We start from the raw sequence: 17,529 nt of genomic DNA, 5'->3' as shown, positions 1-17,529 counted from the left end.
TCGGCGTTGGCGCCGATCCACAACCGAGTGGGAGAATGTCGTGACGTCGCCCGACCTCAGAACTGGCCGGGCGGCAGCTTGAAGATATCGGGGCTCTTGGCGTCGGCCACGTAGAACAGCAGCAGGCTGGTGGGGGTCAGCACACGCTGGTTGTTCTCCTTGTTCTCGAACGTGCCCTGCAGCAGCAGGATCACCGAGCGGTCCTTGGCGTCGCTGCCGCGGAACATCACGATGCCGCCGGCAACCGGCATGTTGACTGCGATGGAGTCAGGCTTGAAGCCCTCTCCCATGAAATGGGCGCGCAGGATGTTGGCGTTAGAGAACAGCTTCTCCGGCGTCATCGCCGCGTCGGTCCCCTTCGACCAGACCGCGCCGACCTGGATCAGCGACTTGGACTTGTAGCCGAACACATAGGAGAGCTCGGCCGTGCCGCCGTTGGGCAGCAGTTCCGGCACCGAAAGCAGCAGGCTTCGCGTCAGTTCGGATGCGTTGTCCTGGATCCTGATGGCGTCGGGCTTGGCGCTGAAGTCCTTGGTCGTCGCCGCACGGACGTCGGCCTCGCTCATGCCGAACTTGGCGGAGCGGAAGCCGTCGATCACCTTGGTCTGGTCGTCGGCGCCGGTGGCCGGCGTCTCGGACGCGGCGGCCATTGGCGCCGCTGCCGCCGGAGCCGCGCCGGTGGCGGCGGCCGCCTTCGGAGTCTGCGCGGCCTTCTGCTTTGGAACGGCGCCCTGCGCCGCCAAAGGGCCGGAAACAACAATGGTGAGCAGGCCGGCGAGCACCGGAACGAGATAGATTCTGCGCATCAGAAACCTTCGAAACAACTTGCAAAGAACACTTCAAAAATCGGCCGCTACGAAATGGACTTCTCCGAACCGCCATCGACCGAGACGGAAAATATTGCAATGCCGCAAGGCGTTACATAACTTCACGGAGCAGACAGAGTTCGAAACAGCGATTCCTCAGCGACGTAGGAATACGGTATCGGGCTGCGCATGGCTGCGAATGAACATTCACAAGCGTATTTTTTCGTCAATTGTGGATGCGGGCCGTTCGCGGTAAGCCAGCACGAGGGGCAAGCCATCATGCAAAGAGTTTCATGACCGAACGGCGTTCCGCTTTCGCGGTCGATCGCCGCCGCTTCATTCGGCTTTCCGGCGCAACCGCCGCGGGATGGCTCGCACTCGGCGCAACGACTGATCGCATGCGAATCGTCGCCTCGCTGACGGCATTGCCGCTCGACGACGAGCTGACCAGAAGGAGCATGATCGACAGCCCGACATCGCGCCTCGGCGGTCTCATCGCCGGCCTCAGGCAGCGGGGCTGGGTCGAAGGCGTCAACTTTCGCCTCGAGCTCCGGTCGAGCTTCGGCCCGCCGGACAAGCTGAACGCAGCGGTCCAGGAGTTGCTGGAGCTCAAGCCGGACGTGATCCTGACGGGATCGACGATCGAAACCGCGGCGGTCCTTGCCGCCACCAAGACCATTCCCATCGTGTTCGCGACCGCCAACGATCCCGTCGGCAATGGCTTCGTCGAAAGCCTCGCGCATCCCGGTGGCAACGTCACCGGCTTCACCAGCAGCACCGCCGAGATGGGCGGCAAATGGCTTCAGCTCATCCGCGAGGCCGTGTCGGACATCGCGCGCGTCGGCATCCTGTTCAACCCGGCGACCACGCCGCGCGCGGGGCGCTTCTTCCTCGATTCGATCGAGCAGGAAGCCGCCGCATCCGGCGTGTCCGTCGTCCCCGCTCCCGTCGGCGCGCCGACGGAGATCGACGAAGCCGTCAGGCGCTTCTCCGAGCCGCCCAAGGCGGCGATGATCGCCCTCGTCGACAGCTTCCTCGTGGTCAACCGCCAGACGATCGTCGCGGCAGCCGCGAAATATCGCGTGCCCATGATCTACCCGTTCCACTATTTCATGGATGCAGGCGGGCTGATGAGCTACGGGCCGACGCTCGAAGTGCGCTCGGCCGACTATGTCGATCTCATCCTGCGCGGCACCAAGGCCGGCGACCTGCCGGTGCAATCGCCGCGAAAATACGAGCTGCTGATCAACCGCACGGTCGCCCGCACGCTGGGCCTGACCATTCCGTTCACGCTGCTCGCACGCGCCGACGAGATCCGCGAGTGAACGAGGAGATCGACCAGGGCTATTTACGGACGCCTCCCGGCCGGCTGTTCCGCAAGTATCTCTTCTCGATCGTCGCCCTTGCCTTTGCCGCGCTTGCGATCAATACCGGCTTCGACGTCTGGTTCTCCTATCGCGAGCAGAAGCAGCTCCTGGCCGCGACCCAGCGCGAGCAGGCGGCATCCGCTGCGATCCAGATCGGCCAGTTCATCGGCCAGATCGAAAGCCAGATCAGATGGCTCTCGCGCCTTCCGCCGGAACTGTCGAGCAACGAGGACGAGCGCCTGAACGCCATCCGCCTTCTGCGCCTCTCGCCCGCGATCGCGGAAATCGCCGAACTCGATTCGCAAGGACGCGAACGCGTGCGCGTGTCGCGCCGCGTCGCCGACAAGGTCGGCAGCAACGCCGACCTCGCCGCTTCTCCCGCCTTCCGCGGCGCGAACGAAAGCCGCGCCTATTACGGGCCGGTCTACTTCTTCGGCGACACCGAGCCGTATATGACGCTCGCCACGCGCGGCACCGGCCGCACGCCCGACGTGATCGTCGCCGAGGTCAATTTGCGCTTCATCTGGGACCTCGTCACCGGGATCAGGGTCGGCAACACCGGCAAGGCCTATGTCGTCGATCGCAGGGGCGTGCTGATCGCGCATCCCGACCTCTGGCGCGCGCTGCAGCGCAGTGACCTGTCCGGCCACGCCGACGTCCACGCCGCGCTCGACGGCGTGGGGCCGCCCTCGGGCGGATTGGTCAAGGAGGATCTGACCGGTCAACGCGTGCTCTCGACCTATGCGACGGTCCCCTCGCTCGGCTGGCTGGTCTTCGTCGAGCTGCCGCTCACCGAGGCCTACGCGCCGATCTACGCCTCGATCGGACGCTCGACGTTCCTGCTCGTGGTCCTGCTGGCCGGCGCGGTTCTGGTCTCGCTCTTCCTCAGCCGGCGCATGACCGTGCCGATCCAGATCCTGACCCAGGGCGCGCGGCGGATCGGCAGCGGCGATCTCAGCTCGCGGCTCACGATCAGGACCGGCGACGAGCTGGAAGCGCTCGGCGACCAGTTCAACCGCATGGCCGCCCATTTGCGCGACTCCTACGCGACGCTGGAGCGCAAGGTGATCGAGCGGACCTCCGAGCTGGAGAAGGCCCGCGATCACGCCCTTGCCGAGCACGACGCCGCCGAACGCGCGCGCAGCGTCGCCGTGCAGGCCAACGAAACCAAGTCGCGCTTCCTCGCCGTCGTCAGCCACGAATTGCGCACTCCGCTCAACGGCGTCATGGGCGTGCTGCAGCTGTTGGACGACGGCAGCCTCAACGAGGCCCAGCACCGCCATCTCGCCACCGCCGCCGCCTCCGGCGAAACGCTGGTCGCACTGGTCGACGCCATTCTCGAATATGCGCGCCTGGAAGCCAGCACCGAGGCGCTGGAGACGCGCGACTTCCGCCTCGACCAGCTCATCGACGCCGCTGCCGAGCTGATGCGTCCGCAGGCCGTCGCCAGGGGACTGAGCTTCGACCTTGCCTGCGACGACGCCGTCAAAATCTCCGTGCACGGCGATCCCGTCAGGCTCAATCGCATCCTGCTCAACCTCATCAGCAACGCCATCAAGTTCACGCCGCGCGGCGAGATCGCCGTGACCGCGGCGGCCGAACGACACGACGATCACATCCTGCTGCACGTCACCGTCCACGACACCGGCATCGGCATTCCGCCCGACATGCACGAGCGCATCTTCGACGATTTCGTCCAGGCCGACGACAGCATCGCGCGGCGGTTCGGCGGCACTGGCCTTGGCCTTGCAATCGCGCGGCGGCTGACGCGCCTGATGCGCGGCGAGCTGACGGTGGAGAGCACGCCGGGCGCGGGCAGCACGTTCACGCTTGAAGTGCCGCTTGGCCGCGCCGCGAGCGGTATTGCGCAAGGTACGGTCCCGCCGCCATCCCGGCAGCTCAGCGTTCTGCTGGTCGACGACGACCCCGTCAATTGCGAGGTCGGCGAAGCGATCCTGAACCGGCTCGGCCATCGCCCCACGATCGCCACGAACGGCGCATCGGCCATAGAGCTCGCCGGCGATCAGGCGTTCGACGTCATCCTGATGGACCTGCACATGCCCGACATGGACGGCGTGGAGGCGGCCTCGCGGATCGGCAAGCTCGGTCTTCCGAGAATGCCGCGCATCATCGCCGTGACCGCCGACGTATCGGGCAGCGCGCGCGAGCGGCTCGCCGCCGCTGGAATCGCCAAGGTCGTCAGCAAGCCGATCCTGATCAATGCGCTGCGCGAGGCGATCGAGGACGATCCGCCGGACGAGCCGGCAGCACCACAACTTGCCGCGGGCGCGTTGATCGACCGGCACTTTCTCGACGACCAGCGCGAGCTGCTCGGCCCCACGCAAATCGAAAAACTCCGCCAGCTTTTGCAGCAAACGAGCGAACAACTGATCGAGGACATTGCCAAGGCTGCGGCGATTGGCGATCACGTGCAACTTGCGCGATCCGCACATCAACTCGGCAGCGCGGCGAGCGCGCTCGGCCTCGTCCGCCTGTTCGAGCGCTGTCGCGAAGTCGAGCTGGCCGTAGCCGCCATGTCTCCACCCGAGTGCCACAGCGCCGCCCGCGAACTCGCCGCGCTTCAGAAGGCCTCGATGAGCGCATTGGACGAATTGCTCCGGCCCGCCGAGCAGCCGACGGTCAGCTAGCTGGGGCGGGCTTGCGCGCGCCCGCTTCCTCCTCCCGTCCAAACCGCTCCACCAGAAAATCAATGAACAGCCGCACCTTCACCGACAGATGCCGCGTGGGCGGATAGACCGCATAGAGCGCGAGCTGCGGCGCCGAATAATCATCCAACACCGTCCGTAAATCGCCTTTCCTTAAAGCGTCAGCCGCGATGAACTCCGGCAGCAGCGCTAGCCCCCTGCCCTTGATCGCGACGTCGCGCAGCACCTCGGCATTGTTGACGCAGAGCGACCAGGCCGGCTGGATCCAGTGATCACCGTCGGCGCCGGTGAGCTTCCACTGATTGCCTGTCAGCAGGAAGCCGTAGGTCAGCGAGGCGTGGTCGCGCAAATCCTGTGGATGCTGCGGCATACCGTGTCGCGCGAGATAGTCCGGCGAAGCGCAGATCATGCGCGCCACCGGCATGATTTTTCGCGCGATCAAACTCGAGGATTCCAATTCCGCGATCCGCAACGTCACGTCGAAGCCGTCCTGGACGGGATCGAGCAGATCGTCGCTGAGCACGATCTGGAGCTGGAGCTCAGGATAGCGCGCCATAAAGTCGGCCAGCACCGGACCGAGCCGCATCGTGCCGAACGACATCGGGGCGTTGACGCGCAACAGGCCGCGCGGCGCCGACTGCGCTTGCGTTACCGCCTGATCGGCGGCCTCGATCTCCGAGAGGATCACGACCGCGCGCTCGAAATAACGCTGGCCGTTCTCGGTCGGGCTGGCGTGGCGGGTGGTCCGGTTCAGGAGCTGGACGCCGAGGCTCTCCTCGAGGTCGGCGATGTATTTGCTGATCGCCGAGCGCGACAGCCGGAGTTGGCGGCCCGCCTCGGCAAAACTGCCGCTTTCGACCACCTTCACGAAGGCCCGGAGGCTGGCGACCTTATCCAAGGGCAGATCCGCTTGATTGTTTCCAAATCGTAGACATAGACGTCATATTTGCATGGATTGTCTCCAATCTAAAGCGGAACGATATTTCCGGCCAGAGCAAGACTGCTCCTGCGAATTCTGGAGGACGACAATGTCTGGACTGCACCACGTCACCGCGATCGCCGGCGACCCCATCCGCAATTTCGGCTTTTACACCCGGGACCTGGGCCTGCGCTTCGTCAAGAAGACGGTCAATTTCGACGATCCCGGCACCTATCACTTCTATTATGGCGACGAGAGCGGCCGCCCCGGCACCATCCTGACCTTCTTCCCTTGGGCAGGCGCGCCGGCCGGGCGTCGCGGTGTCGGCGAGACCCATCAGACCGCCTTCCGCGTGCCGCAGCGTTCGCTCGGCTACTGGACGCAGCGCTTCATCGAGAAGGGCATCGCTTACGAGGCGCTGGAGAAGCGCTTTGGTGAATCCGTGCTGCCCTTCACCGATCCCGACGGCATGGCGCTCGCCCTCGTTGGCGTGCCCGGCGCCGAGAACGAGCCCGGCTGGAGCAATGGCGACGTGCCGGCCGAGCATGCGATCCGCGGCTTCCACGGCGTGACATTGCTGCTCGACAGCGCGGCAAAGACAGCTTCCGTCCTCACCGACGTGTTCGGCTTCAAGGAGACCGGACGCGAAGGCTCGGTGATCCGCTTCAAGGCGGCGGGCGATGTCGAGGGCAGCGTCGTCGACATCTACGAGGCCAAGGGCTTTCTGCGCGGGCATCAGGGCGGCGGCTCGGTGCACCACATCGCCTTCCGCGCGGCTGACGATGCCGAGCAGGGCAAGATGGCGCAAAAGCTCGTCAGTAATCACGGCCTGCATCCGACCGAGCAGCGGGACCGCAACTACTTCCGCTCGATCTACTTCCGCGAGCCCGGCGGCGTGCTGTTCGAGATCGCGACCGACATCCCCGGCTTCGCCGTCGACGAACCTGTCGCAACCCTGGGCCGCGACCTGAAGCTGCCGGCCTTCCTCGAGCAGCATCGCAAGCAGATCGAGAGCGTGCTGCCGAGCCTGGAAGAGACCGTGTCATGACCGAGAGCGCATTCATCCATCGTTACGAGCCCGCGACCAGCGCGGGCTCTCCCCCACTCCTGCTGCTGCACGGCACCGGCGGTGACGAGAACGATCTCCTCGGCCTCGGCAAGATGATCTCGCCCGGCGCAGCCCTGCTGTCGCCGCGCGGCCGCGTGCTCGAACACGGCATGCCGCGATTCTTCCGTCGCCTTGCCGAAGGCGTATTCGACGAAGAGGACGTGCGCCGCCGCGCGCTCGAGCTTGGCGAATTCGTCAGCGGGGCCCGCCAGCGCTACGGCGTCGCCGCGCCTGTTGCAGTCGGCTTCTCCAATGGCGCGAACATCGCGGCCGCGCTGTTGCTGCTGAAGCCGGATGTCCTCGCAGGCACGATCCTGCTGCGTGCCATGGTGCCGCTGTCGGATCCGCCCGAGGCCGAGCTTGGCGGCAAACCCGTCCTGCTCCTGTCCGGGCTGTCCGATCCGATCGTACCGGCGAGCAACTCGGCACGCCTCGCTACGCTGCTGTCGCAAGCCGGTGCCGACGTGACTCACAAGGTCCTGCCGGCGGGCCATCAATTGTCGCAGGCCGATGTCACGCTCGCCCGCGACTGGATCGGCAACGTCGTCGCGGAAGCGGCTTGATCCCGAAGCGGCGCACCGCCCATCCGCGGTGCGCCGTTTCGAAAAGGCGAGCGACCTTCCGCCGCACCTGCGCAATCGGGCACCACCCTGCCGGAAATTTCCGCTTGCCCCCTTCTGCGCCAGGCCTAGAATTTGGGACAAAGTTCCGAAATTTGGAACTCTCTTGGACCCAGCTTCATGAGCGCCCTCACCAACGCCATCGAGATCCTGCGCTGCTTCTCCGGCGCGCGGCCGGATCTGTCGTTCGCGGACGTGATGGCGCTGACGGGCAAGCCGAAGAGCTCGACCTCGCGGCTGCTGCGCTCGTTGCGCGACTGCGGCCTGCTCGAGCAGGACCCGCACACCCGCCGCTACCGGCCGGGTCTCCTCACCTTCGAGCTGGGCCGACTGCACCGCGCCCATGACGATCTCATCAGCATGGCCGAGCGCGAGCTGCGCGAAGTCTGCGCCCGTACCGGGCACACCGGCTACATCGCGGTGCTCGACGGCTACGAGCAGGTCGTGCTGAGAATCGTGCCGGGCTCCAATCCGCTGCGCGTCGTCAATCCGCCGGGCCAGCGAACGCCGGCGCTCGCCACCTCCAACGGCCGCGCCATGCTGGCTCGCCTGTCCGATGAGGACATCCGCGCGCGCGTGCCCGCGACCTATCCGAAACTGCCGCGCAACTCGCCACAGAACTTCAAGCAGCTGATGGCGCGCCTGAACGAGATCCGCGAGACCGGCGTGTCGGAAGCGGCCGACGAATCGATCGAGGGTGTCGGCTCGCAAGGCTTTGCGCTCAAGAGCGGCGAGACCGGCGAGATGATCGGGATCGCGGTGTCATATTCGGTGCAGGCGACCACCGCCGCCGAGCGCGCCAATGTCCGCCGTGAGCTCGCGGCAATGGCCGCAAAGCTCAGGCGCATGACCGGCGATCCGCTCGATCAGGATACGCCGCGCGTTCAGACGGGGACGCGATGAGCAGCGCCGCCGCCACACGCCCCAACGGCCTTGCGCTCTTCATTCTGCCGAGCGCGCTGCTGTTTGCCCTGTTCTTCTTCCTGCCGATCGGGCTGATGGCGCTGATGAGCGTGCTCACCGGCAATCCGGTGGTGATGCCGAAGGTCGCCTTCACCACGCGCCACTACGCCCGCATGATCGACGATCCCTTTTATCTCGAGGTGATCTGGACCACGATCCGGATCGGGCTCGTCACCACGCTGGTCGCGCTTGCGATCGGTTATCCGCTGGCGCACTGGATGGCGCGCATCAAGAGCCGCACCGGGCACGCGCTGCTGCTGATGGCGGTGCTGGCGCCGATGCTGACCGGCATCGTGGTGCGCACCTTCGCCTGGATGACGCTGCTGTCCGACAAGGGCGTGGTCAACCAGACCCTGATGTCGCTCGGCCTCATCTCTCAGCCGCTCAAGCTGATGTACACCGAGACCGGCATCGTGGTCGGCCTCGTCCACATCTACGTGCCCTTCATGGTGCTCACTCTCACCGGCGTGATCGGCCGCATCGACGAGCGGCTGGAGCAGGCCGCGGAAAATCTCGGCGCCAGCCCCTTGCGCGCCTTCATCGAGGTCACGCTGCCGCTCAGCCTGCCCGGCATCCTCGCCGGCTCGCTGCTCGTCTTCGCGCTCGCGATCAGCGCCTATGTCACGCCGATCCTGCTCGGCGGCTTCCAGATCATGACGCTGCCGATCCTGATCTACCAGCAGATCTCCGCGAACTTCAACGTCGGCTTCGCCGCTGCGCTCGGCATCGTCCTGCTCGTGATCTCGCTCCTGCTCGTCATCGCCTATAACCGCGCGCTCGGCCTCGTCTCCGGCCAGCGCGAGCTTCAGTGAGGCCGGCGATGAGCACCTCCACCTCGCACAGTCCGTCGCTTGCGGCAGCCCGGCCGGTAGCACCAGTCCGTATTGCCGGGGCGCCCCGGCCCTACGGCCGCTATCTCTATCTCGCCATCAACATCGCCATCCTGATCTTCCTGCTGGCACCGATCGCGATCGTCGTCGTGTTCGCCCTGAACCCGACGCCCTTCATCCAGTTTCCGCCAGTCGGCGTGTCCTTGCGCTGGTTCGAAAAGTTCTTCGCCTCGCGCGACTTCATGCATGCGCTGTGGTTCAGCCTCGAAGTCGCGATCCTCACCACTGCGTCCGCAACGATCCTCGGCGCCTCCGCCGCGCTCGCGCTTGCACGTGGCAATCTGCCGGGCACGCGGCTGATCGTGGCGACCATGCTTTCGCCGCTGATGCTGCCCGCGATCCTGACGGGCCTCGCATTGTTCCAGACCTATGTGCTGCTCGATGTGGGACGTCCGACCTGGGGCCTCGTCGCCGGCCACACGCTGGTGACGCTGCCTTACGTGGTGCGCACCACACTTGCCGTGCTGCATAATTTCGACACGCGCCTGGAGGAAGCGGCACAGAATCTCGGCGCAAGCCCCCTGCGGACCTTCTTCGAGATCACGCTGCCGCTAATCAAGCCCGGCGTGCTGGCAGGCGCGATCTTCGCCTTCATCGTCTCCTTCGATCAGTTTCCGGTGTCGCTGTTCCTGGTCTCCCCGGGCAACGAGACGCTGCCGGTCACGCTGTTCAACTACCTCAAGTTCGATCTCGACGGCACCATCGGCGCTGCCTCGGTGGTTTCGATCGTCCTCGCCTTCGTCGTCGTCATCGGGCTCGACCGCACGGTGGGCCTGCGCTCCTACGTCAAATTGTAACCGCTCATTGCATCCAAAGGAATCGAGACATGGTGAAAGCTCTGGAATCCTCTCGGCTCAGCCGCCGCCGCTTTCTGACCGCGAGCGCCTCGCTCGGCATCGGCACCATCGCCGCGCCCTATGTCGCGCGCGCCGACGATCCGACGCTGCGCATCACCGGCTGGGGCGGCAAGTGGGGCGAGATCATGAAGGCCGAGATCGGCCCCGCCTTCGAGAGCGAGTTCAAGTGCAAGCTCCAGATCGACTCCGCCTTCCCGTATCTGCCCAAGCTCCAGGCCAGCTCGCGCTCGGCACCGATCTATGACGTGATGCACACCAATTCCAACGAGCAGTGGGCCGCCGCCGAAATGGGTCTGGTCGAGCCGAAGATCGATCCCAAGCTCGTGCCGAACCTCGCCGACGTCTATCCCTACGCCGTCAGCGACAAGATCGTCGGCGTCTCGATCTTCACCAGCGCCATCGGCCTCGGCATGCGCACCGACAAGGGCTATGGCAGCGTCACCTCCTGGAAGGAGTTGTGGGACGCGAAATACAACGGCGTCCGCGGCGGCTACGTCATCCCGGTCAACAGCCTCGGCCAGGCTTTCCTGATGATGTGCGGCACGCTGTTCGGCAAGGGCCAGCTCGACCTCGATGCGGCCTATACGGCGCTGGAGAAGCTGAAGCCGATCAAGATCGTCGATTTCACCGGCGCGATGGAGAAGATGCTGCTGTCGGGCGAAGTCGGGCTCTGCGTCATCCACGATTCCGGCATCTATCGCTATGACGGCCAGAACCAGCCGACCGACTTCGTCTCGCCGAGCGAGGGCGTGCTGTCGCTGGAGCAGGTTCTGACCATCACGCCAGGCAGCAAGATGAAGGAGCTTGCCAACGCCTATGTCAACTACATGCTGCGCCCCGAGGTGCAGAAGCGTCTTGCGGAGACGGTGTGGTACTCGCCGGCCAACAAGAAGGTGAAGCTCGACGCCAAGTACGACGCCAAGCTGCTCACCACGCCGGAGAAGGTCTCGAAGCTGATCCAGGTCGACTGGAAGTGGTACAACGAGCGCAAGGACGAGATCGACCAGCGCGTCAACCGGATCTTCCGCGCATGAGCGCATCGATCGAAATCGCCGGCGTCAGCAAGGTCTATGACGGCGGCGTCCGCGCGGTGGACGCGGTCGCCATGGACATCCGTCAGGGCGAGTTCTTCTCCCTGCTCGGCCCGTCCGGCTGCGGCAAGACCACGACGCTGCGCATGATCGCCGGCTTCGAGACGCCGAGCGCCGGCGCGATCCGCGTCGACGGCGCCGACATCACCCACGTCCCCGCGCACAAGCGCGACATGGGCATGGTGTTCCAGAACTACGCGCTGTTCCCCCATCGCACCGTCGCCGAGAACGTCGCCTTTGGCCTGCGCATGCGTGGGCTCGACAAAGCGACCATTGCGGCCAAGGTGAAGGCGGCCCTCGCCATGGTCGAGCTGTCTGGCCTGGAAGACCGCCGCCCCGCCCAGCTCTCCGGCGGCCAGCAGCAGCGCGTCGCCCTTGCGCGGGCCATCGTGATCGCGCCGCGCGTCCTGCTCTGCGACGAGCCGTTAGGGGCGCTCGACAAGAAGCTGCGCCAGCAGATGCAGTTCGAGCTCAAGCAGCTCCAGAAGAAGCTCGGCCTGACGCTGGTCTTCGTCACGCACGACCAGGAAGAGGCACTGGCGATGTCCGACCGCATCGCCGTGATGAACGGCGGCCGCGTCGAGCAGGTCGGCACGCCCACGGAGATCTACAACCAGCCCACGACGCGCTTCGTCGCCGACTTCATCGGCGACACCAACATCTTTCGCGGCGAGCGCACCACGACGAGCTCGATCGCCTCGGCGCTCGACGTCGGCAAGGGCCTGATCCTGGCGTTGCCGCCCGCCGAGGCGCAGGCCACCGGCGTTCTCTCGGTGGCGCTGCGTCCCGAGAAGATTCGTCTCATCCCGCGCGCTGACGCCCCCACCGCAGCCGGCAGTTCCGCCCATGGCACCGTCGAGAACACCAACTTCCTGGGCGGCGCGGTGCTCTACCGCATCACGCTCGAGGGCGGCCATCGCGTCCTCGTGCAACAGCCGAATGCAGGCACGAGCCGCCTGTTCGTTCCCGGCAACGGTGTCACGCTCGACTGGACGCCGGCCGATCTCGTCGTCTTGAAGGACTAGACAATGAACATGCCATTGAAGCACCAGCGCATCGGGGTGGTCGTGATCGGCCAGAGCCCGCGCCCCACCGTCGCATCCGAAATCGCCGCCGTGCTGTCGCCCGGCATCGAGATCGAGCTGCGCGGCGCGCTCGACGGCATGAGCCGCGCCGAGATCGACGCCATCCCGCCGATGGACGGCTACGACACGCTGTTCACGCTGCTGCCGAACGGCGACGGCGTCACCATCAGCAAGAAGGAAGTCGAGCGCCGCGCGAGCCAGCAGATCACCCGCTTCAAGCACGAGGGCGTCGGCGTGACGCTGATGGCGTGCACCGGCAAATTCCCCAACCTCGCGGCCGACGGCCTCGTCATCCTGCCTTCGGCCATCCTGCACAATCTCGTCGAGGCCGTGCTGCCGAAGGGCCGGCTCGGCGTGTTCTCGCCGCTGCCCGAGCAGACCGCACTGATCGACAAGAAATGGCAGCGCGAAGGCGTCGACGTCGTCGGCATCACGCTGCGTCCCGGCTCGAGCGACGCTACGGTCGATGAAGCCGCACGCACGATGGCGGACCTCGAGCCCGATCTCGTGGTGATGGACTGCATCAGCTACACCAGTGCCAACAAGGCGCGCGTGCGCACGGCCTATCCCGGCCCCGTCATCCTCGGCATTGCCGCCGCGGCCCGTATCGTCGAGGAGCTGGTGTCGTGAGCAAGGCGGAATTGAAGACGATCAGCCTCGAAGAGATCGAGGCGCTCGCGGTCGGTGCCTGGATTCTCGGCACCGGCGGCGGCGGCAGCCCCTATCTCGGCCTGCTCAACCTGCGCCGGCTCTATGCCGAAGGCCATCGCGTGCAGTTGATGTCGCCGCTCGACCTCGACGACGAGGACTGGGTCGCGGTGGTCTCCAACATGGGCGCGCCGCTGGTCGGACAGGAGCGCCTCGCCGACAGCCGCAACATCGCCCGCGCCGTGCGCATGCAGGAGGAGATCAACAACATCAAGTTCCGCGCCGTGATGTCGGTCGAGATCGGCGGCGGCAACGGTGTGCAGGCGCTGATGGCGGCCGCGCATCTCGGCATCCCCGTGGTGGACGCCGACTGCATGGGCCGCGCCTTCCCCGAAGCGCAGATGACCTCGGTCGCGATCGGGGGCCTGCGCCCCTATCCCTGCACGCTCTACGATCCCCGCGGCATTGAGGCTGTGGTGACGAAGGTGCCGACCTGGAAATGGATGGAGCGGGCAAGCCGCAAGATCTGCGTCGAGATGGGCTCGATCGCATCCACCAGCAAGGCGCCGCGCACGGGACGCGAGGTGAAGGACTGGGGCATCCACTTCACCACCACCAAGGCGATCGGCATCGGCCGCGCGGTGCAGGAGGCCAACCGCCGTCACGAGGATCCGATCGCGGCGCTGCTTTCGACCGAAGGCGGCAAGAAGCTGTTCACCGGCAAGATCGTCGACGTGGCCCGGCGCACGACGGAAGGATTCTTGCGCGGCTCGGCCATGGTCGAAGGCAGTGATGCCGACCGCGGCAGCCGGCTGGTGCTGTCGTTCCAGAACGAATGGATCGTGGCCTGGCGTGGCGAGACGGCGATCGCGACATCGCCCGATTTGATCTGCGTGCTCGACAGCGTCAACGGCCACGGCGTCGGCACCGAGACGGTGCGTTACGGCCAGCGCGTCACCGTCGTGGCGCTGCCGGCGCCGCCCGTGCTGACCAGCCCTCGGGGTCTCGAATTCGTCGGCCCGCGCGCCTTCGGCTACGACCTCGACTACCGTTCCCTCTTCGCGCCCGCTGAGGCAGGAGCTTAAGATCTCATGAAGCGTATTGGCATCGATGTCGGCGGCACCAACACGGACGCCGTGCTGATCGTCGACGAGAAGGTCGTTCATTCCGTCAAGCGCCCGACCACCGCCGACGTGACCTCAGGCATCCTGGACGCACTCAAGGCACTCCGCGCCGAGCCGACTGCGGCAGTGAAGGTCGATGCGGTCGTGATCGGCACCACGCATTTCATCAATGCGGTGGTGCAGCGCCGCCACGTCCAGAAGATCGGCGCGATCCGCATCGGCATGCCCGCAAGCGCCTCGCTGCCGCCGTTCTGCGACTGGCCGACCGATCTCGCCTCCCTCGTCAATGGCGAGATCTTCATGCTGGAGGGCGGCCATGATTACGACGGCCGTCCGTTCATGCCGCTCGATGTCGCCGGGCTGAAGGACGCCGCGCGCAAAATCAAGGACAAGGGCCTGCGCTCGGTCGCGGTGTGCTCGAGCTTCTCCCCGCTCGATCCCTCCTGCGAGACGACGGCGCGCGAAATCCTCGCCGAGATCTGCCCCGACGTCGCGGTGACGCTGTCGCATGATCTCGGCCGCATCGGCCTGCTCGAGCGCGAGAATGCCGCGCTGCTCAATGCCTCGCTGCACGATCTCGCGGTGACCACCGTCGCCGCCTTCCGCAAGGCGATCGCCGACAGCGGCATCGACGCGCCGCTGTTCCTGACCCAGAACGACGGCACGGTGATGCAGGCTGAGATCGCCACCGCCTTCCCGGTGATGAGCTTCGCCTCCGGCGCCACCAATTCGATGCGCGGCGCCGCGCACCTCTCCGGCCTCGACGACGCCATGGTCGTGGACGTCGGCGGCACCACCAGCGATATCGGCCAGCTCAGGCACGGCTTCCCGCGCGAGGCCAATGCCGTGGTCGAGGTCGGCGGCGTGCGTACGCTGTTCCGGATGCCCGACCTGCTCTCGATCGGGCTCGGCGGCGGCAGCCATGTCGACGAGGACCCGGTTCGCGTCGGCCCGCTCAGCGTCGGCTACCGCCTGACGACGGATGCACTGGTGTTCGGCGGATCGCGCCTGACCGCCACGGACATCGCAGTCGCTGCCGGTCTGATCGACATCGGCGACCGCTCCCGCGTCGCCAATCTGCCGAAGCGCCTGATCGAGGCCGCGATGCGCGATGCCTGGCGCAAGCTGGAGGAAGACATCGACCGCATGAAGACCGAAGCCGGCGACGTGCCGCTGCTCGCGGTCGGCGGCGGCGCCTTCCTGGTGCCGGACCGCCTGCCCGGCATCTCCGAGATCGTGCGCGTGCCGCATGGTGACTGCGCCAATGCGGTGGGCGCCGCCATCGCGCAGGTCTCCGGCGAGGCCGACCAGGTGTTCCGCGATCTCAGCCGCGAGGACGCGATCGCAGCGGCGCGCGATATCGCGGCGGACCGCGCGGTCCAGGCCGGTGCCGCGCGCGACAGCCTCAAGACGGTCGATGTCGAGGACATGCCGATCGCCTATCTGCCCGGCAATGCACTGCGCGTGCGCGTGCGTGTTGCAGGGGCCATCGCCGATCCGGATCTGCCTGCGGCGGCGTGACGGGCGCAGTCAAACAAAACTGCGAAAACAACCCCATGCACAGTAGCCGGGGTAAGCGACATCAATGGCTTACGCGCGCAGGCCACAAGGTGGCTTGACTCGTCGGGCAAAACAGGGGCATAATGCGATTATTCCGAAATCGCCACGTGTTTCGCTTCCTTCTCCCCTTGTGGGAGAAGGTGGCGCGAAGCGCCGGATGAGGGGTCTCTATCCGCGGACAAACCTGCTTAGCAATGAGAGAGGGTCGTGCGCGGAGACGGACCCCTCACCCGAGTGAGTCTGTGTCTATGAGCGGAGCTGCCCTCTCCCACAAGTGGAGAGGGCACAACAACGGGCTACGCGCCGCCCCCTATTCCCAATGCCAGGTCGAGAAATCGTTCTCGTATTGCGGCACGTCCTTCCAGACGCCCTTCAGCTTCTTGGCTGTGATGGTGATCAGCTGCGGCTGGAACATGTAGGCGGAGACGGCGTCGGTGGCCAGCATCCGCTGGGCGTCGCCGAGCAGTTTTACGCGGGCGGCCTCTTCCGGCGTCGACACGATCTGCTTGTAGAGCGCGTTGAACGCCGCGTTGTTGTAGCCGAGATAGTAGTCCTGCTCGGTGATCTTGACGAGGTCGAACGGCTCGACATGGCTGATGATGGTGAGGTCGAAATTGTGCGGACCGTTGCCGGCGAACACCTGCGACAGCCATTGCGCCCATTCGACGTTCTCGATCTTGGCGACGATGCCGACCTTGGCGAGCTGGGCCGCGACGATCTCGCCGCCCTGCCGCGCATAGGACGGCGGCGGCAGCTTCAGCGACAGCTCGAGCGGCGTGGTGACGCCGGCTTCGGCGAGGAGCTTCTTGGCCTTCTCGGGATCGTAGGGGTTGATGCCGGTGGTATCGACGAAACCGAGCGCGCCCGGCACGTAGAAACTGCCGATCGGCGTGCCGAAGCCGTCGACGGCACCATCGATCATGGCCTTGCGGTCGATCGCGGCGAGGATGGCGCGGCGCACGCGGACGTCATCGAGCGGCTTCTTGCGGTGGTTGATGGCGACGATGGTCTTGGCGCGGGAGCCGCCGACCTGGACGTTGAAGCGCGGATCAGCCTTGAACTGCGCGATGGTGCGCTGGGCCGCGACGCGCGGAAACGCGTCGACATCGCCCGACAGCAGCGCCGCGGTCTGCGCGGACGGATCGGAGATGAAGCGGATCGTCACCTTCGAGAGCTTGATCGCGGCGGCGTTACGGTAGTCGGCCCATTTGGTCAGGGTCATCGAGGAGCCCTTGGCCCAGGCACTGAGCTGATAGGGCCCGGTGCCGACCGGCTGCGTGATATTGGTGGCAGCGCTCTTCGGCTCGACGATCGAGGAACTCGCCTGTCCCATCAGGAACGGCAGGTTCGGCTCGGAGTTTTTCAGGGTGATCACGACCGTGTCGGCGTCGGGCGCGGCAACGGACTCGAAGCTCTGGAACAGGCTCTTGTCCTTGTTGGTGCTGGTGGGCACCGCGTTGCGCTCGAACGAGAACTTCACCGCGGCGGAGTCGAACGGCTCGCCATTCTGGAATTTGACGCCCTTGCGCAGCTTGAAGGTGTAGGTCTTCAGGTCGGGCGACGCGGTCCAGCTTTCCGCCAGCAGGGGCGACGTGGAGCCGTCCTCGTTGATCTTGGTCAGGGTCTCGTAGATGTTGTAGAGCGTGACCTCGGCAATCGCGGCAGCGGCCGCGTTGGTGGGATCGAGCCCGGGCGGCTCCAGCGCCATCGCCATGACGACGCTGTCCTTCTTGCTTTGTGCCAGCACCGGCAGCGGCGCCGCGACAAGCGCGGCAGTGAGTGCGACGATGGATAGTTTCCTGAACATGCGTAACTCCCCTGCCTT

15 protein-coding genes are annotated in these 17,529 nt (G+C 65.9%); 12 read left to right on the top strand and 3 right to left on the bottom strand.

The window, feature by feature from the left end; all coding sequences use genetic code 11:
• Positions 1 to 56 precede the first annotated feature (56 nt).
• Positions 57 to 806 carry a hypothetical protein gene (locus AC1RUR_RS06140; protein WP_492842195.1) on the bottom strand — a complete coding sequence of 250 codons (750 nt, stop codon included), beginning with the start codon at positions 804 to 806 and terminating at the stop codon, positions 57 to 59.
• Positions 807 to 1,099: 293 nt separating this feature from the next.
• Here AC1RUR_RS06140 and AC1RUR_RS06135 point away from each other — a divergent pair, with 293 nt between their 5' ends.
• Both AC1RUR_RS06135 and AC1RUR_RS06130 read left to right on the top strand, forming a co-directional pair.
• Entirely contained in the window at positions 1,100 to 2,131 is a 1,032-nt protein-coding gene (locus AC1RUR_RS06135; protein WP_492842194.1) for an ABC transporter substrate-binding protein, read from the top strand.
• Complete coding sequence (locus AC1RUR_RS06130; RefSeq protein ID WP_492842193.1) at positions 2,128 to 4,821, top strand: hybrid sensor histidine kinase/response regulator; 2,694 nt, start codon at positions 2,128 to 2,130, stop codon at positions 4,819 to 4,821. The genes AC1RUR_RS06135 and AC1RUR_RS06130 overlap by 4 nt, the downstream gene beginning before the upstream one ends.
• On the opposite strand, the gene AC1RUR_RS06125 is transcribed toward AC1RUR_RS06130, so the two are convergent.
• Positions 4,814 to 5,737, bottom strand: a complete 924-nt coding sequence (locus tag AC1RUR_RS06125; protein WP_492842192.1) for a LysR family transcriptional regulator — start codon at positions 5,735 to 5,737, stop codon at positions 4,814 to 4,816. The genes AC1RUR_RS06130 and AC1RUR_RS06125 overlap by 8 nt on opposite strands.
• Before the next feature lie 130 nt (positions 5,738 to 5,867).
• Between AC1RUR_RS06125 and AC1RUR_RS06120 the strand changes: the two genes are divergently transcribed.
• The 10 genes from AC1RUR_RS06120 to AC1RUR_RS06075 all read left to right on the top strand — a co-directional run bounded on the left by AC1RUR_RS06120 (position 5,868) and on the right by AC1RUR_RS06075 (position 15,665).
• Positions 5,868 to 6,806, top strand: coding sequence for a ring-cleaving dioxygenase (locus AC1RUR_RS06120; RefSeq protein WP_492842191.1), 939 nt, complete (start codon positions 5,868 to 5,870; stop codon positions 6,804 to 6,806).
• Positions 6,803 to 7,429, top strand: a complete 627-nt coding sequence (locus tag AC1RUR_RS06115; RefSeq protein WP_492842190.1) for an alpha/beta hydrolase — start codon at positions 6,803 to 6,805, stop codon at positions 7,427 to 7,429. The genes AC1RUR_RS06120 and AC1RUR_RS06115 overlap by 4 nt, the downstream gene beginning before the upstream one ends.
• 177 nt (positions 7,430 to 7,606) lie before the next feature.
• Positions 7,607 to 8,389, top strand: a complete 783-nt coding sequence (locus AC1RUR_RS06110) for an IclR family transcriptional regulator (protein ID WP_492842189.1) — start codon at positions 7,607 to 7,609, stop codon at positions 8,387 to 8,389.
• Positions 8,386 to 9,261 carry an ABC transporter permease gene (locus tag AC1RUR_RS06105; protein ID WP_492842188.1) on the top strand — a complete coding sequence of 292 codons (876 nt, stop codon included), beginning with the start codon at positions 8,386 to 8,388 and terminating at the stop codon, positions 9,259 to 9,261. The genes AC1RUR_RS06110 and AC1RUR_RS06105 overlap by 4 nt, the downstream gene beginning before the upstream one ends.
• Positions 9,262 to 9,269: 8 nt before the next feature.
• A complete protein-coding gene (locus AC1RUR_RS06100; RefSeq protein WP_492842187.1) occupies positions 9,270 to 10,136 on the top strand; it encodes an ABC transporter permease in 867 nt (288 codons plus the stop codon).
• Between the two features lie 29 nt (positions 10,137 to 10,165).
• Positions 10,166 to 11,230 carry an extracellular solute-binding protein gene (locus AC1RUR_RS06095; RefSeq protein WP_492842186.1) on the top strand — a complete coding sequence of 355 codons (1,065 nt, stop codon included), beginning with the start codon at positions 10,166 to 10,168 and terminating at the stop codon, positions 11,228 to 11,230.
• The gene (locus AC1RUR_RS06090; protein WP_492842185.1) at positions 11,227 to 12,312 is read left to right on the top strand and encodes an ABC transporter ATP-binding protein; all 1,086 of its coding nucleotides are present in this window, start codon (positions 11,227 to 11,229) and stop codon (positions 12,310 to 12,312) included. The genes AC1RUR_RS06095 and AC1RUR_RS06090 overlap by 4 nt, the downstream gene beginning before the upstream one ends.
• 3 nt (positions 12,313 to 12,315) lie before the next feature.
• Positions 12,316 to 13,002 (top strand): AroM family protein, encoded by a 687-nt coding sequence (locus AC1RUR_RS06085; RefSeq protein WP_492842184.1) that lies wholly within the window; start codon positions 12,316 to 12,318, stop codon positions 13,000 to 13,002.
• Positions 12,999 to 14,105, top strand: coding sequence for an S-methyl thiohydantoin desulfurase family protein (locus AC1RUR_RS06080; RefSeq protein WP_492842183.1), 1,107 nt, complete (start codon positions 12,999 to 13,001; stop codon positions 14,103 to 14,105). The genes AC1RUR_RS06085 and AC1RUR_RS06080 overlap by 4 nt, the downstream gene beginning before the upstream one ends.
• Positions 14,106 to 14,111: 6 nt before the next feature.
• The gene (locus AC1RUR_RS06075) at positions 14,112 to 15,665 is read left to right on the top strand and encodes a hydantoinase/oxoprolinase N-terminal domain-containing protein (RefSeq protein WP_492842182.1); all 1,554 of its coding nucleotides are present in this window, start codon (positions 14,112 to 14,114) and stop codon (positions 15,663 to 15,665) included.
• 349 nt (positions 15,666 to 16,014) lie between these two features.
• Here the strand turns inward: AC1RUR_RS06075 and AC1RUR_RS06070 are convergent, their stop codons facing one another.
• The gene (locus AC1RUR_RS06070; RefSeq protein ID WP_492842181.1) at positions 16,015 to 17,511 is read right to left on the bottom strand and encodes an ABC transporter substrate-binding protein; all 1,497 of its coding nucleotides are present in this window, start codon (positions 17,509 to 17,511) and stop codon (positions 16,015 to 16,017) included.
• Between the last annotated feature and the right edge of the window lie 18 nt (positions 17,512 to 17,529).

It is taken from the genome of Bradyrhizobium sp. GW821-FHT12B03, assembly GCF_058807535.1.
This window is presented reverse-complemented; position numbering and strand designations above follow the sequence as displayed.

Bases quoted from the DNA above. Each gene is read 5' to 3' on its own strand.
- AC1RUR_RS06120 (WP_492842191.1), top strand. From the start codon at position 5,868: ATGTCTGGACTGCACCACGTCACCGCGATCGCCGGCGACCCCATCCGC.
- AC1RUR_RS06085 (WP_492842184.1), top strand. From the start codon at position 12,316: ATGAACATGCCATTGAAGCACCAGCGCATCGGGGTGGTCGTGATCGGC.
- AC1RUR_RS06095 (WP_492842186.1), top strand. From the start codon at position 10,166: ATGGTGAAAGCTCTGGAATCCTCTCGGCTCAGCCGCCGCCGCTTTCTG.
- AC1RUR_RS06075 (WP_492842182.1), top strand. From the start codon at position 14,112: ATGAAGCGTATTGGCATCGATGTCGGCGGCACCAACACGGACGCCGTG.
- AC1RUR_RS06140 (WP_492842195.1), bottom strand. From the start codon at position 806: ATGCGCAGAATCTATCTCGTTCCGGTGCTCGCCGGCCTGCTCACCATT.
- AC1RUR_RS06135 (WP_492842194.1), top strand. From the start codon at position 1,100: ATGACCGAACGGCGTTCCGCTTTCGCGGTCGATCGCCGCCGCTTCATT.
- AC1RUR_RS06105 (WP_492842188.1), top strand. From the start codon at position 8,386: ATGAGCAGCGCCGCCGCCACACGCCCCAACGGCCTTGCGCTCTTCATT.
- AC1RUR_RS06070 (WP_492842181.1), bottom strand. From the start codon at position 17,511: ATGTTCAGGAAACTATCCATCGTCGCACTCACTGCCGCGCTTGTCGCG.
- AC1RUR_RS06100 (WP_492842187.1), top strand. From the start codon at position 9,270: ATGAGCACCTCCACCTCGCACAGTCCGTCGCTTGCGGCAGCCCGGCCG.
- AC1RUR_RS06110 (WP_492842189.1), top strand. From the start codon at position 7,607: ATGAGCGCCCTCACCAACGCCATCGAGATCCTGCGCTGCTTCTCCGGC.
- AC1RUR_RS06090 (WP_492842185.1), top strand. From the start codon at position 11,227: ATGAGCGCATCGATCGAAATCGCCGGCGTCAGCAAGGTCTATGACGGC.
- AC1RUR_RS06115 (WP_492842190.1), top strand. From the start codon at position 6,803: ATGACCGAGAGCGCATTCATCCATCGTTACGAGCCCGCGACCAGCGCG.